Genomic DNA, 14,211 nt, shown 5'->3' on the forward strand with positions numbered 1-14,211 from the left:
CTAGGGTCCAGGGCTCAGGGTCCAGAGTGCGGTAGGCTCTGGGCCCTGAGCCGTTAAGTAAGCTTTCTAAACCCTGGGCCCTAAACCCTGAGCCCTCAGAAGGTGGCAATATGACACAGGATGAAGCAAAGGCACTGGTCGGCAAACGGGCCGTGGAGTTCGTGAAAGACGGCATGGCCGTGGGCCTTGGCACCGGCTCGACCTCGACGCTGTTTATCAAGGCTCTGGGTGAGCGCGTAAAACAAGGCTTAAAGATTCGCTGCGTAGCGTCGAGCGATGCGAGCCACAATCTGGCGGCGTCCCTGGGCATGGACATCACCACACTCGACAAGCTGCCGGAGCTGGATGTGTACATCGATGGCGCGGACGAGGTGGCTCCGGGCCTGACCCTGATCAAGGGCGGCGGCGGTGCGATGCTGCGTGAGAAGATCGTCGCGAGTTCGGCGAAGAAGTTCATCGTGGTGGTCGACCAGACGAAGGTTGTAAAGGTACTGGGGCGGTTTCCATTGCCTGTCGAGGTCATCAAGATGGCGTTGCCGCTGGTGCACTCGAAGCTGGCTGCGCTGGGGCTGAATCCGTCGCAGAGACCGGCAAAGAGCGGCGAGGGACCTTATCTTACGGACGAAGGAAATTACATTCTGGACTGCGCCTGCGGCCAGATCCCGGATCCTGCAGCGACGGCGGCTGCCATTCGCGACATCGTCGGGGTGGTAGAGCATGGGCTGTTTCTGAACATGGCGAGCCTGGCGCTGATTGCGGGGGATGGTGGCGTGACGGAGATGTATCCGTAGTTGTTGCCGTTGTCTTTGTCCTTGCCTTTCTGGTTGTCATTCCGAGCGCAGCGAGTGAACCTGCTGTCTCCCGTTCTTCGCTCGTACCACCACAGATATTCGCGTTCCAGCACGATCCCTTCTGGCTTTACCTGTACTTTTCTGGTGACATGAACGAAAAGCGGGAGGAAGCAGGTTCACTCCCCTTCGGCTACGCTCAGGGTCGGAATGACAACCAGAAAGGCAAGGACAACGGCAAAACGAAACGGCAAGCAGCCTCTGCTGGCGATTTTATTGACTCCGTAAAACAGACCTGCATCGCAACCCCTACCGCGCGCGTCTTTAACGCATGAGCAATTCGACAGGCAATACGCAGGCAGGAAAAGTTTGGTTTATCACAGGCGCATCCACAGGCTTCGGCCGTGAGATGGCCGAGCAACTGCTCGCCGGTGGCGCGAAGGTCGTCGCTACCGCGCGCAAGCCCGAGCAGTTGAGTGCATTGGCGGCAAAGTATCCCGAGACCGCGCTGGTATTGCCTTTGGACGTCACCAGGGAAGACACAGTACAGTCGGCCGTCGAGAAGACGCTGGCAAAGTTCGGTCACGTCGATGTGCTGGTAAACAACGCCGGCTACGGCGTATTGGGCGCGGTGGAAGAGGTTACCGAAGCCGAGTTCATGCCGATGTACGAGACCAATGTCTTCGGCCTCATCCGCGTCACCAAGGCGTTTTTGCCGCAGTTTCGCGAGCGCCGCAGCGGCCATATCGTGAATCTTTCGTCAATTGGCGGCCTCGTCGGTCTGTCCGGCTGGGGATTTTATAACTCCACAAAATTCGCTGTCGAAGGCTTCTCGGAGGCGCTCTCTGTCGAACTCGCCCCGCTGGGCGTGAAGGTACTGATCGTCGAGCCCGGCCCGTTCCGTACCGACTTCCTGGGCCGTTCCGGCCAGGAGGTGCCCACGCGCATCGCCGACTACGATGAGACTGCCGGCAAGACCCGCGAATACATGAAGACCAACGACGGCAAGCAGGTGGGTGACCCGGTCCGCGCGGTGCAGGCGATTATCGCCGCAGTGGCGTCCCCCAATACGCCGAAGCACCTGCTGCTGGGCAAGCTGGCGCTCACGCGCTTCCGCGCGAAACTCGACGAGTTTACGCAGGAGCTCGCAGCCTGGGAACCGGTAACGCTTGGCGCGGATTTTCCTGAAGGAGAGTAAGGATAAAGGGGCGGGATTTCGATCCCGCCCTGCAGGCTCCGGCATTATTTTTTGCAGCCGGTATCTGTAGGGGTTGAACGCCATACCCTTCAAAACAAACGCTGTTCGCTTGAACGGGCGAAACGCCGCTTTCCGATCTGCCGCTGAAATGTTCCGAGTCTCCCCATTTCTCATTGACAGCAGTTCGGATTACTCTCTAAGAGGCGTTCAAAACGCGTAAGGATGACACATGGAACTCGGATTGATTGGCCTCGGCAAGATGGGCGGCAACATGGCAGAGCGCCTGCGCCTGGCCGGGCACAAAGTAGTCGGCTTTGATTTTTCAGCCGACGCTGTAAAAAAGCTGAACGACGCAGGCTCCGTCGGCGTGAGTTCGCTTGAAGACCTCGTTAAGAATCTCCAGGCGCCGCGCGCGATCTGGATCATGGTACCGGCGGGTGACCCCGTCGACGAGACGATTGCGAAGCTGAAGCCCCTCATGCAGAAGGGCGATATCTTCATCGACGGCGGAAACTCGAACTACAAGGATTCGCAGAGACGGCATGACGCCCTGAAGCACGAAGGCTTCGAGTTCGTCGACGTCGGAACGTCGGGCGGCATCTGGGGCATCACCGAAGGCTACAGCATGATGATTGGAGGTGACGAAGATGTCGTCGAGCGGCTGCGTCCGATCTTCGAGACACTCGCCCCTGCAGCCGACCAGGGCTGGGGACGCGTTGGTCCCGCTGGTGCAGGGCACTTCGTCAAGATGGTCCATAACGGTATTGAATACGGCATGATGCAGGCCTATGCAGAGGGATTCGCGATCATGAAGGCGAAGACCCCGCTCGCGCTGGACCTGACACAGATCTCCGAGATCTGGCGCTACGGCTCGGTAGTCCGTTCATGGCTGCTCGATCTGACCGCTGACGCCCTCAAGAAGAACCCCACGCTCGATGGTCTCGAGGCCTATGTGCCGGACTCCGGCGAAGGCCGCTGGACGGTCTTCGAAGCTATCGATCTCAACGTGTCAGCGCCGGTCATTACGGAGTCGCTGATTCGCCGTCTCCGCTCGCGCGAGGACAACAACTTTACCGACCGTATGCTTTCCATCATGCGGAACGAGTTTGGTGGACACGCAGTAAAGAAGAGCTAAGAGAACAGAGGATAGAGGATAGAGTGTGGAGGATAGAGCGTTCTCTCTATCCTCTATTCTCTACACTCTACGCTCTCACAACCGAGGAGCATTATGTCGACAACACAAGTCAATATCAGTCCCGAGGCGATGAAGGCCAGCCAGTCCCTGGAGCGCCGCCCCGATCCATGCATCGTGGTCATATTCGGAGCTTCCGGTGACCTGACCAAGCGCAAGCTGCTGCCTGCGCTCTACCACTTGGAGCAATCTGGCTTCCTGCCGGAAAACTTCGCTGTGCTCGGCGTCGCCCGGCGCTCGCTGGAGACCACGTTTCCGGCCGACATGAAGGACGGCATCATCAAGGGCGGCGGCGTTGATGAGACCGAAGCCAAGCTCGCGCCGTTCGTCGACCGCGTGCAGTACTACGCGATGAACTTCGACGACGACGCAGCCTACGAAGGCCTGAAGAAGAAGCTCGCCGAGATGGACGAGAAGTTCGGCACCAAGGCCAACCGCCTCTTCTACCTCGCGGTCGCGCCGGAGTACTTCTCCGACATCGTCTCCTACCTCGGCAAGCACGAGATGAACAAGCCCGTCGAGGGCGCTAACCACTGGGTCCGCACGGTCATCGAAAAGCCCTTCGGTCACGATCTCGAGTCGGCACGCGCGCTGAACGACGAAGTCAACAAGGTATTCGACGAGCACCAGATCTTCCGCATCGATCACTACCTCGGCAAGGAGACGGTGCAGAACATCCTCGTCTTCCGCTTCGCCAACGGCATCTTCGAGCACGTCTGGAACCGCAACTACATCGACCACGTCGAGATCACGGCTGCAGAGTCGATCGGTATCGAAGGCCGCGGACCCTTCTATGAAGGTGCCGGCGCGCTACGCGACGTCGTGCAGAACCACGTGATGGAGCTCTTGAGCTTCGTCGCGATGGAGCCGCCGGTCAGCTTCGAGGCCGACGCTGTCCGCAACGAGAAGGTCAAGGTATGGAAGGCGATCCAGCCGATCCACCCGGCCGACACGGTGCGCGGCCAGTACGGCCCCGGCAACGTCGACGGCAAGCCTGCTATCGGCTACCGCCAGGAGGATCGCGTTCATCCGCGCTCGCAGACCGAGACCTATGCCGCCCTGCGGCTGGAGATCGAAAACTGGCGCTGGGCCGGCGTTCCGTTCTACATCCGCGCGGGCAAGCGCCTCGCGAAGCGTGTAACGGAGATCACCATCCAGTTCAAGCAGCCGCCGTTGCTGCTCTTCAAGGGCCACGAAGGCAAGGGCGCAGAGGGCATCAAGCCGAACGTCATCTCCATGCGCATTCAGCCGGACGAGGGCATCGCGCTGCGCTTTGCGGCGAAGGTCCCCGGCCCGAACATGAGCATGAGCTCGGTGAACATGAACTTCAGCTATGCCGATGCGTTCGGCGCTTCCTCGGCGAACGGCTACGAGCGTCTTCTGCTCGATGCCATGCTCGGCGACGGAACCCTGTTCGCTCACCGTGACGGTGTGGAGGCGACCTGGTCGCTGATCACTCCGCTGCTCGAAGCCTGGGCGAAGGACCCGGTCAAGGACTTCCCGAACTACGCTGCGGGAACCTGGGGGCCGGCAGCTTCGGACGCCATGCTCAAGAGCGACGGCCGGAAGTGGCGGAAGCTGTAAGTTGTTTTTTCGAAGAGTAGCTAGCTCGTCGTTTCTTGGCCTTTTCTAAAGAGACGACGAGCTTTTTACTCAAAGCCGATCATCGCTAAAGAGCCGTTATGAAGCGTTTCAATGTTGTGATTCCGAAGGAAGACGGTGGGGTTGAATTTTACCCAATGAAGCAGTGGTTGCGTCAGCATCCAGAACATCTTCCTGTGGGTTTTGATGGAACATCCAAAACGTCTCATGAATTACGAAACGCTCTGAAGAAAATGGGATGGTCGGTAAATGTCACGGACGATGAGGAACGACTTATCGTACCCAGTAGTGCAACTCTTGGTTCGACTATAGGTGAGATATTAGGTGGCGAAGAGTCGGATGATGAGGCTCTTTCCGAAGCAACGTTTGCTCTGGAATATCAGCTACGAGACTTCTTGGCGCAAAATCTAGGAAGCATCCTTGTCGAGGGAAAGAAAGTCCGTTTGTTTGTTGACCCTTCTGGGCGAGATGGCATCGAATTCCCCACAGCTGTTGGCCCAATAGATATTCTTGCGATTGATGATGGCGGTGATTTTGTAGTTTTCGAGCTAAAGCGTGCTCGCAGTCCTGATCATGCGATTGGTCAGTTGACTCGTTATATGGGGTGGCTAAAACAAACTATTGGCAAAGATCGAAAGATTCAAGGCGTCATTGTTGCGAAGTCGATTAGTGAAAACTTGAAATATGCAGTATCGGTTATTCCAGATGTAAGTCTTTTCGAATACGAAGTGAGTTTTCAACTCAAGTCTGTTCCGTCGCACAACATATAAATTGACAACGGAGAACTGAGAACATTATGCCGCGTCCCGTCACTGTTACATACAAGGTTTGGTCTTCGCCGGCTGAGGTTGCGCTGGCTTCGGCGCGGCTGCTGGCTGCGCGCGTGGAGCAGGCTGTCGCTACGCGCGGCATTGCCCGCATTGCAATCTCCGGCGGTTCGACGCCCCAGGCGACCTTCAAGCTGCTGGCCGATCCGTCCCAGCCGTTCCTCACGACCATTCCGTGGGACAAGCTGCAGCTCTTCTGGGTGGATGAGCGCTGTGTTGCGCCGGATCATCCGGAGTCGAACTACGGTGTGTGCCGCGACCTGCTGTTGAGCAAGGTGCCGATCCCCGAGGCCAATGTCTTCCGCATGGAAGGCGAGCTCGATCCTGAACAGGCCGCCTCACGCTACGAGAGCCTGCTCCGCAACACGATGAAGCTCGAAGGCGCAGAGTCCCCGGTGTTCGACCTGATCGCTCTGGGCATGGGCCCCGACGGCCATACGGCATCGCTGTTTCCCAACACGGCCGGGCTGGACGAACTGAATCGCCTGGTCATCGCGAACCACGTTCCGCAGAAGGATACCTGGCGCATCTCGCTGACCTGGCCGGTCATCAACCAGGCGACGGAAGTGGCATTTGAGATCGAAGGTCCCAGCAAGACGGACATTCTGGCTGAAGTGCTGACGGGCCCTCGCGATCCCGAACGTCTGCCATCGCAACTGATCCGTCCTTCGAACGGCAAGCTGCTTTTCCTGCTCGACGAAGCTGCCGCGGGCAAGCTGCCCAAGGCAAGCGAGATCTTCACTACGCCCGATGGAAGCCATAAAGTGGGCATGCTGGAAATATAAAAGACTGTAGCTCTAAAGAAGCAACTGCAGTAGACAATGAACCGTTAAAAAGTAGAAAGTAGAGCCGAGGCTTCGGCTTGTTTTGAATGCTTTAGCTTGAAAAGATTACTGGGAAGCTATGTTTCGTTAAGGGCACGGGTTTACCCGTGCCGTAAATGTCTCCATGCAAGGCGGCTTTAGCCACTGAGGGAATGCCACCGGGTGCGCCGCAAATAATTGGCCGCGCTCCGTGTCCGAGGTAACTCTCATCAGCTCGCTACAACCTTTCAGTAATCTTTGAAGGCTATATTTTCAAACAGGTCAGTTCACGCAGACCTAGGGGCGTACATGATTCTTGCAGGTGATGTTGGCGGCACAAAAGTCCATCTGGCTCTTTACAACTTCGCGGGCGGCAAGCTCGTGCCGGTTCGCGATCACAAGTTTCCCGCGACGCACTATAAGTGTCTCGACGATATCGTCGAAGAGTTTCTTGCCAGCGAAGAGACCTCCAAGAAGGAGATCGTCGCCTCGTGCTTCGGCTGCCCGGGACCTGTGCGCGATGGCCGTCTGAAGCTCACGAATCTGCCCTGGACGCTCGACACGCGCGATCTGCAGAAGTCGCTCGGCATCGAGCACATCTTCCTGATCAACGATCTCGAAGCGAACGGCTACGGCATTCCGGAGCTCGCGCCTGCCAAGGTCTTCACGCTGCACCAGGGCGACCCGGGAGCAATAGGGCATCGCGGCCTGGTATCGGCGGGCACTGGCCTGGGCGAGTGCCTGTTGATCTGGGACAGCCTGCGTCATCAGCACATTCCGCTGCCGTCCGAAGGGGGCCACTCGGACTTCGCGGCGAGGACCGACCGCGAGATTGCTCTTCTTCAATATCTCCGCCGCACACTTGCCGGACGCGTCAGCTTTGAGCGTGTTGTCTCGGGGCTTGGCATCAAGAACGTCTATTCTTTCCTGCGCGACGACCAGAAGATGGAAGAGCCGAGTTGGCTGCGCGACCGCATGGCGGCAGAAGACCCGAACGCTGTGATCGGCCAGTGCGCCGAGGATGGATCAAGCGAGATCTGCTTCGAAACCCTGCAGATCTTCACCGGGGCTTTTGGCGCGGAGGCAGGCAACGTTGCGTTGAAGGTGCTCGCAGCGGGGGGAATCTATCTTGGCGGCGGCATCGCTCCGAAGATCCTGAAGACGATGCAGAACGGCACCTTTACGCAGGGCTTTCTCGACAAGGGAAGGCTGTCGCCGCTGCTCGAAACGATTCCTGTGCGCATCATCCTCGACGACACCTGCGCTCTGCTGGGCGCGGCGGCCTATGCCGAGGCTCGCGCGGCGGAGATCTCCGGACACTCGGAACGTGCGGCTTCATTTCATGCGTCGTAGCATCATGCCCCGTAGCAGTGATGGAGCCCTGCGAACTCAATTGTAAGAACGAAAACAAGCCCCGAAGGGGCGATATATCTCAGCCCAGGGCGTAGCCCTGGGTTACGGACCCTCACAGAGATCAAGCCCTGAAGGGGCGACCTATCGCGGTACTAATGATAGATCGGGCCTTCAGGGCTCTCTGTTTCACTCGATTCGAATCTCAACGTACGTTGGATGACACTCCCTAGACCACTTCTGTTGAGTTAGAAGCGGCTGGAACCGTCAACTCCGTGAGCCAATAGACCCCACCTGCAGCAGCGATAGCCTTTTGCGCCTCCAGGAGTCCAGCAGGTATCTGAGGTGCATTGCCGGCTTGATTCCGTGCCTGTGCCTCGGCCCGCGCCTTTTCGATCACATGGGCAGCATAGGTCGTGCCGTCGGCGCGAACTGCGTAACGCTTCATCACCTCTGGGTTGTACATCGATAGAGGCACGCCGGGATCGAATCCAAGCTCCCGAAAGAAGTCCTCTCCATTCGCACCCGGAACCCCAAAGATCCAGGGTTCTCCCCACGAGGCGGCTATTCCGACGGGCCCCTGCGAAGCCAGCTTCGTGAGCTCGATCCCGAGGCTATTGGCGTAATCAAGGACGATCGAACTTCCCGGCGCTGAATGCGAGGCGACCAGCTGCAGCATCTCGCAGACACTCTTCTCCGGCAGGTACATACTGACGCCCTCCCAGATATAAAAGGTCTTCGCCCCTTCACGAAAGCCTCCCGCCTGGAGAGCCTTCCTGACATCATCTCTCGCGAAATCAATACTCACGTACGTCAGATTCGGTAGACCTTCGCCCAGGGTCTTTTGTATACGCTGCTTCTTGTACTCCTGGGTCGGCTTGGCATCCACCTCAATGACGTGGGCGTATTTTAATAGCTCCCGGAAACGATAGGCGCGGCTATCGAACCCGGCTCCCAAAATAACGATTTGAGTGGCGCCATCTTCGACTGCCCTCTTCAAGGCAATGTCGATAAAGCGGGTTCGCAGGATCATCAAGCTCGCCAACATGACGACCGCTGGATTCTGGCTGGCCTCTGCATAATCCTGCGTCAAGACCGTGCTGAGTGGGTGATCGCTAATGAGGGCCAACTCATCGGGCCCGATCAAAGTATCCGCAAGAAAATCTGGATTCCTTACACCAGCATCGGGGTCGCGGGAGCCAAAAGCACGAGCTGCGGCAACGAGGATAGAAGTTCGCGAGGGCAGGCCAGGGTGTGGAACTGGCTGCGTCAATTCATCCGCCATGCGGAGATGGTAATCCAGTAGTCTGAACGACCGGTAAATCAGACGTTCGAGCATAGCGTTCCGTACCGATCTTGAATCGGGCACCCTCCAGGGCTTGCCCCGGTCGATCCCATAAAACCGCTTGACTGCACGAAAGACAGAGCCAAAGACTCCCTCTACGTGCTATCTTGCATTTGCCCGACTGATGGAGTGGTTCGATGAATCGTCGCAATACCGTAGTTCTTTTCGGCAGCCTGATGCTGGCCTTTGCCCTCGTCTCCGGAACCAACGCGCAGGCCCCTGCGAAGCATGACGCCGGAGCCGTCGAGCGTGAAGCCGCCGGCAGTATTCCCTCTGACCCTGGACCGCTGGCCACTGATCTCTCGCCGAAGCTCGACTCCAGGGACATACGGAAAGCCATGCGCAAGGTGGCCGACTGGCAGCTCCTCGCGGCCGAATCGAAGTTCAACCAGCAGTGGACCTTCGCCACACTGTACGACGGCCTGCTGGCAGCATCCGAGACCACGGGCGATCCCAAATACCGTGATGCCGTAGCCCATGTGGCGGCGGATAAATTTCAATGGACGCTGGTGCAGTCGCGCTTCCCGCACGCGGATGATGAGGCAATCGGCAAGAGCTATCTGGCGCTCTATGAGCGTGCGCCCGAACCTGTGAAGATCGCCGACGTGCGCGCCACGATGGACCGCCTGGTGGCCCGTCCTGACGATCCGAAGAAGAACGTCTGGTGGTGGTGCGACGCCCTCTACATGGCGCCTCCGGTACTGACGGAGCTGTCACGCATCACGGGCGATCGCCGCTATCTCGATTACATGGACCACGAGTGGTGGGTGACTTCGGCGGAGCTCTACGACCCGCAGCAGCATCTGTTCACGCGTGACGCTACCTTTCTGAAGAAGACCGAGGCTAACGGGCAGAAGCTCTTCTGGGCGCGCGGCAACGGCTGGGTGCTCGGCGCGCTGGTGCGTGTGCTCACGACGATGCCCAAGGATTATCCGTCGCGTCCGAAGTACGAGCAGCAGTTCCGCGAGATCGCCGACCGTGTCGCCGGGCTGCAGCAGCCCGATGGCTTGTGGCGGACGGGGCTGCTCGACCAGGAGTCTTACAAGGAGCCTGAGGTTTCAGGTACAGCGTTCTACACCTACGCCATGGCCTGGGGCATCAACACCGGACGTCTGCCGCGAGCGAAGTTTCTGCCGGCAGTAACGAAGGCCTGGGCCGGAATGCTGACGCATGTGTACGCCGACGGCAGGCTGGGCTCGATCCAGCCCATCGGTGCCGCTCCGGATGCCGTGGGTGTCTCCAGCAGCTACGTATACGGTGTGGGGGGATTCCTGCTGGCAGGCTCGGAACTCGCTCGAATGAAGTAAGCCTTGTAGGTCAGGGGACGCAGGGAAACCGCCCGCAGCCGTTGCGTATGATGGCAGGCAGGATGGCGAGAGAGATCGGCTGATGGCGTATCGTGAATCGGTATTCTCCACTCCCAGGCAGGGAAGGGATCGTCGATGCGTCGTCTAATTCCGGCAACGTTGATCACGCTGTTCGTGCTTGGCATGTTCTACCCCTTTATCTCTGGATATGTCCACACGCGCTTCGGCAAGCAGGAAGAGAGATCCGCGCTGATTGGGCAGTGGGTTGGCCTCGTCCAACTGCAGCCACTCGAAGGGCGGCATCAGCCGCCGTCCGAGGAACATGGCGCAGCGATCATGGCGATCACATTCAAACCGGCAATGCTGTCCTATCTTTCCAAGCTGCAAGGTACAGCCGAGATGACCGACTACGAGTATCACGTGAAGGGGATGGAGACTTCAGGGTTTATGACTCCCTTCAACCCACAGGAAGGGCACTTCTCTGTTCGCACAGAAGGCACAAAAGGCGACGCCGCCCTGACCGGCACCCTGGAAGGCAGGTTCAACAAAGACACGCTCACCATTACGTCGTTCAGGACTCCGCAGTTCTACATCACGGGCATTTTACGGCGCGGTGATAACACTTCCTATCAACAACGCGTCAACGAGATGAAAGACATGCCGACTACTCCAGCGCAAGGGGACACGCATGCCCGATAGGTCCGTAGTGCCATCGACAGCAATCCCGCCGTTTCAGGCGAAGGCTGACATCAGCGCAGCGGATGAGACCACTAGCATGATTGCAGGCATGATGGAGAGAGCACGGCTGATGGCGTATCGTGAAGCGGTGTTCTCCACTCCCAGGCAGGGAAGGATTCATCGATGCGTCGTCTAATTCCGGCAACGTTGATCACGCTGTTCGTGCTTGGCATGTTCTATCCGTTTCTCTCTGGATACATGCACGCACGCTTCGGCAAGCAGGAAGAGCGATCCGCGTTGATCGGGCAGTGGGTTGGGATCGTCCAACTCCAGCCGCTAGAGGGCAAGCACCAACCTCCGTCCTATGAGCATGGTTCTGGCATCATCACGCTTACCTTTAAGCCGGCTGTATTTTCTTATTTGTCGAAATTGCAGGCAAGAGGAGAAATCACCGATCTGGAAGGGCATGTGAAGGGAGTGGAGACGGAAAACTTCATGACTCCGTTCGACCCGCATCAGGGTTCCTTCAGTGTTCGAACCAAGGGATTGAACCAGGACGATGCTCTTACGGGAACTTTGGAATGTCGATTCGATGGTGGTGTACTTACGATCAGGGGATTTGAAACTCCCGAGATGTACATCACCGGTGTACTCAAGCCGGGCACGACTCAGGATTATCGTGAGCAGATCAAAGACCTGAATGACGCGCCATCAACGCCGGACACAGGCGAATCCAAAGAGAAATAGAGGGGTAAAGGGGCTCAGGTGCGATCCTGACAAATACGATCCCCGGCGAATCCCTGCCCAGTCAGGGAACGCCTAAGCATCCCTTGAGCCCGGTTCGACATCTTTCTAACTCAAGTAGAATAAGCTCGACTGATTGGCTATCAGGTCTTGCCCCTTCAGAGCAGTTAAGAGGACACGGATGGCGCTTCCGCAGATACAGATAGGCGATGGAATGCTTGGGGCTGCTCTTCTGGCCTCCGTCGAAGTAGTTCAGGAGCTGAACCAGCACTGGTGGTGCACCATTGTCTGTCGCAATACCGAAGACCAGCGCATCCCTGTAGAAGATCTGCTGGGCAAGCCGGTCGAGGTCAAGACGACCGATAGCCAGGGAGTGGAGCAGATTCATTTCTCGGGCTCCGTCCATGACGTGGAGCTGGACTATGAGGTTTGGGGCAGCTACACGGCTACGTTAATCGCCGTGAGCGACAGCTTCGGCCTGGACGTGACGGCGCACAAGCAGTACTACTCGGAGCAGACGCTCTCCTCCATCGCTGGCACGATTGGGTCGCGGCACAACCTCAGCATTGCGGTTCAGGCCTCTGACAGCAAGGCGTTGAACTACGTCCAGTACGGTGAGTCGGACTGGAGTTTTCTAAATCGCCTCGTCGACGACCACGACGCCTGGATGCGTCCGAGCCAAACGGGAGTGGAAGTCTTCAACAGCTTCCAGACGGGCAGCACCGTTCAGTGGCGGGGTGAAGGCGATCTGGTCGGCTTCCGTCTGCGCGGCCGTCGGGTCAATCCCAGCTTCTCGGGCTCGCACTACGATCACCATGCCATGCAGTCGAACACGTTTGAGAAGTTGTCGAAGCCGCCGCAGTTCTATTCCGCCGCCGAGCAGCTTACGAGCGCGGTACAGGCGGCCTCGGCGCAGCTGCCGCCGGGCTTCGAGCCGCAGCGCGCTCGTGCGATGACGCTCGACAACTACTCAGACCAGTTGCAGTCCGAGAGCGAACGCAGCATGGGCAGCGCGGTAACGGGCACCGGCTCCTCGCGTAACCAGTCCCTGATGGCCGGCAACACGCTGACGGTAGAAGGAATGCTCGACGCCAAGGGTACCTATGGGTTGGTGCGTGTGGTCCATCAATGGACTCCGCAGGGCTACCTGAATAGCTTCGTCTGCACCCCATGGAAGAACTACCGCAACCCGAACCCCCCAGAGGCGCGGACGTGGAACGGCATCGTCTCGGCTTGTGTTACGGGCCACGATGACCCCAAGAAGATGGGCCGCGTACAGGTGAAGTTCTTCTGGCAAGAGGATGGCTCGACCCATTGGGCAAGAGCCACCAGTCCCCACGCGGGACCGGATCGCGGCTTCATGTTCATGCCCGAGGTCGGTGACGAAGTAGCGGTGGCGTTTGAAGACGGCGACCCCGAGCGGCCGGTTATCATTGGTTCGCTCTGGAACGGTGTGAACCAAGCACCGCGGCAAGAACTGTTCGGTGCGGCCATTCCAGACAATAACGTCAAGCGCCTCATTACCAAAACCGGCAATCGCATCCAGATCGGCGACAACGCTGGAAAGGAATCGATCGTAGTTGCCACCCCGAAATCAACACGTCTTACCCTGACGGAGCATTCTTCTTCGACCGGCGGTCGCAGCCTGATCATGCTGGAATCGGACGGCGACATCGTTCTATCCACGCCTACCGGACGCGTCCATATCCGGTCGAAATTCTTCTCTCGCGAGATTGGCTAAGCAGCCCAACACAAGGAAATAGCATCGCTATGGATCAACAAGTCACCCCAAACATCAGGCAGAGTAGGTTGGCAAACTCGAAGTCTTCAGGAGGCCTCGTGGGACTCTTTCTTTTCGGCCTTTTCATCGTCTTGGCCATTGCTGGCCCGCTGGTGTACAGCAAAATTATGCACGCTGTGACCAACTCCCCTGATCGTTCCTCATTGATTGTGGGCACCTGGGTGGGACGGGCCATTTCGTCGCAAGATTCCCCGGGAGCATGGGACATGCCCGCTGAAGGAACAGGGAACTGGGCTGTCATGGTACAGAGTAGCCGTGGCCTGATGACTACGTTGGACCAAGTCAATGGCACGGTGACCGTATGTTCAGACCAGGGCATTCGGTCAACGGCGAAATTTGATCACGGTCTCTTGGAAAACGGAATCGCCGGTCTGGACGTGTACCAGCATCCGCCGAGCGCCTTTCCCATTCGCATCGACTCAGCCAACATCTCCCCACGAGATGGCAAGCTGTTTTTCAGCGGAGCGCTTGCTCATGCGGAACTTCGTGGCATTCTTCACCGCGCGGATGCCGCCGACTTCGCCCAGCTTTGCAAGTAAAGGCATACCTTACAACCTATACCGGAGAAATTTGACG

Annotated in this window: 14 protein-coding genes; 13 read left to right on the top strand and 1 reads right to left on the bottom strand. The window is 58.1% G+C overall.

The features are described 5' to 3' along the window. The first annotated feature begins 110 nt into the window (after nucleotides 1–110). The 7 genes from rpiA (at nucleotide 111) to glk (ending at nucleotide 7,763) form a co-directional block, all read left to right on the top strand. Nucleotides 111–791 carry a ribose-5-phosphate isomerase RpiA gene (gene rpiA / locus HDF15_RS07435; protein WP_184254198.1) on the top strand — a complete coding sequence of 227 codons (681 nt, stop codon included), beginning with the start codon at nucleotides 111–113 and terminating at the stop codon, nucleotides 789–791. 328 nt (nucleotides 792–1,119) lie between these two features. Next, nucleotides 1,120–1,986, top strand: a complete 867-nt coding sequence (locus tag HDF15_RS07440; protein WP_184254200.1) for an oxidoreductase — start codon at nucleotides 1,120–1,122, stop codon at nucleotides 1,984–1,986. A 229-nt stretch (nucleotides 1,987–2,215) separates the two neighbouring features. After that, on the top strand, nucleotides 2,216–3,121 hold the full coding sequence (gnd, locus tag HDF15_RS07445) for a phosphogluconate dehydrogenase (NAD(+)-dependent, decarboxylating) (protein WP_184254202.1): 906 nt from the start codon (nucleotides 2,216–2,218) through the stop codon (nucleotides 3,119–3,121). Nucleotides 3,122–3,214: 93 nt separating this feature from the next. Next, entirely contained in the window at nucleotides 3,215–4,762 is a 1,548-nt protein-coding gene (zwf, locus tag HDF15_RS07450; protein ID WP_184254204.1) for a glucose-6-phosphate dehydrogenase, read from the top strand. A gap of 98 nt (nucleotides 4,763–4,860) precedes the next feature. Continuing rightward, nucleotides 4,861–5,550, top strand: a complete 690-nt coding sequence (locus HDF15_RS07455; protein ID WP_221314323.1) for an endonuclease NucS domain-containing protein — start codon at nucleotides 4,861–4,863, stop codon at nucleotides 5,548–5,550. Between the two features lie 26 nt (nucleotides 5,551–5,576). Continuing rightward, nucleotides 5,577–6,392 carry a 6-phosphogluconolactonase gene (pgl, locus tag HDF15_RS07460; RefSeq protein ID WP_184254206.1) on the top strand — a complete coding sequence of 272 codons (816 nt, stop codon included), beginning with the start codon at nucleotides 5,577–5,579 and terminating at the stop codon, nucleotides 6,390–6,392. A 327-nt stretch (nucleotides 6,393–6,719) separates the two neighbouring features. Then, nucleotides 6,720–7,763 (top strand): glucokinase, encoded by a 1,044-nt coding sequence (gene glk, locus HDF15_RS07465; protein WP_184254208.1) that lies wholly within the window; start codon nucleotides 6,720–6,722, stop codon nucleotides 7,761–7,763. Nucleotides 7,764–7,989: 226 nt separating this feature from the next. On the opposite strand, the gene HDF15_RS07470 is transcribed toward glk, so the two are convergent. Beyond that, nucleotides 7,990–9,099: an SAM-dependent methyltransferase gene (locus HDF15_RS07470; protein WP_184254210.1), complete on the bottom strand. Its 1,110-nt coding sequence runs from the start codon at nucleotides 9,097–9,099 to the stop codon at nucleotides 7,990–7,992. Between the two features lie 143 nt (nucleotides 9,100–9,242). Between HDF15_RS07470 and HDF15_RS07475 the strand changes: the two genes are divergently transcribed. The 6 genes from HDF15_RS07475 (at nucleotide 9,243) to HDF15_RS07500 (ending at nucleotide 14,174) form a co-directional block, all read left to right on the top strand. Next, a complete protein-coding gene (locus HDF15_RS07475; protein WP_184254212.1) occupies nucleotides 9,243–10,412 on the top strand; it encodes a glycoside hydrolase family 105 protein in 1,170 nt (389 codons plus the stop codon). 135 nt (nucleotides 10,413–10,547) lie between these two features. Beyond that, nucleotides 10,548–11,111 (top strand): hypothetical protein, encoded by a 564-nt coding sequence (locus HDF15_RS07480; RefSeq protein ID WP_184254214.1) that lies wholly within the window; start codon nucleotides 10,548–10,550, stop codon nucleotides 11,109–11,111. Then, the gene (locus HDF15_RS07485) at nucleotides 11,101–11,286 is read left to right on the top strand and encodes a hypothetical protein (RefSeq protein ID WP_184254216.1); all 186 of its coding nucleotides are present in this window, start codon (nucleotides 11,101–11,103) and stop codon (nucleotides 11,284–11,286) included. Before HDF15_RS07480 ends, HDF15_RS07485 begins: the two co-directional genes overlap by 11 nt. Next, nucleotides 11,274–11,837: a hypothetical protein gene (locus HDF15_RS07490; RefSeq protein ID WP_184254218.1), complete on the top strand. Its 564-nt coding sequence runs from the start codon at nucleotides 11,274–11,276 to the stop codon at nucleotides 11,835–11,837. The genes HDF15_RS07485 and HDF15_RS07490 overlap by 13 nt, the downstream gene beginning before the upstream one ends. 178 nt (nucleotides 11,838–12,015) lie before the next feature. Beyond that, a complete protein-coding gene (locus tag HDF15_RS07495; protein ID WP_184254220.1) occupies nucleotides 12,016–13,575 on the top strand; it encodes a type VI secretion system Vgr family protein in 1,560 nt (519 codons plus the stop codon). Nucleotides 13,576–13,673: 98 nt separating this feature from the next. Beyond that, nucleotides 13,674–14,174, top strand: coding sequence for a hypothetical protein (locus HDF15_RS07500; RefSeq protein WP_184254222.1), 501 nt, complete (start codon nucleotides 13,674–13,676; stop codon nucleotides 14,172–14,174). The last annotated feature ends 37 nt before the right edge of the window (nucleotides 14,175–14,211 follow it).

The organism is Granulicella mallensis, from assembly GCF_014203225.1.
GTDB lineage: Bacteria > Acidobacteriota > Terriglobia > Terriglobales > Acidobacteriaceae > Granulicella > Granulicella mallensis_A.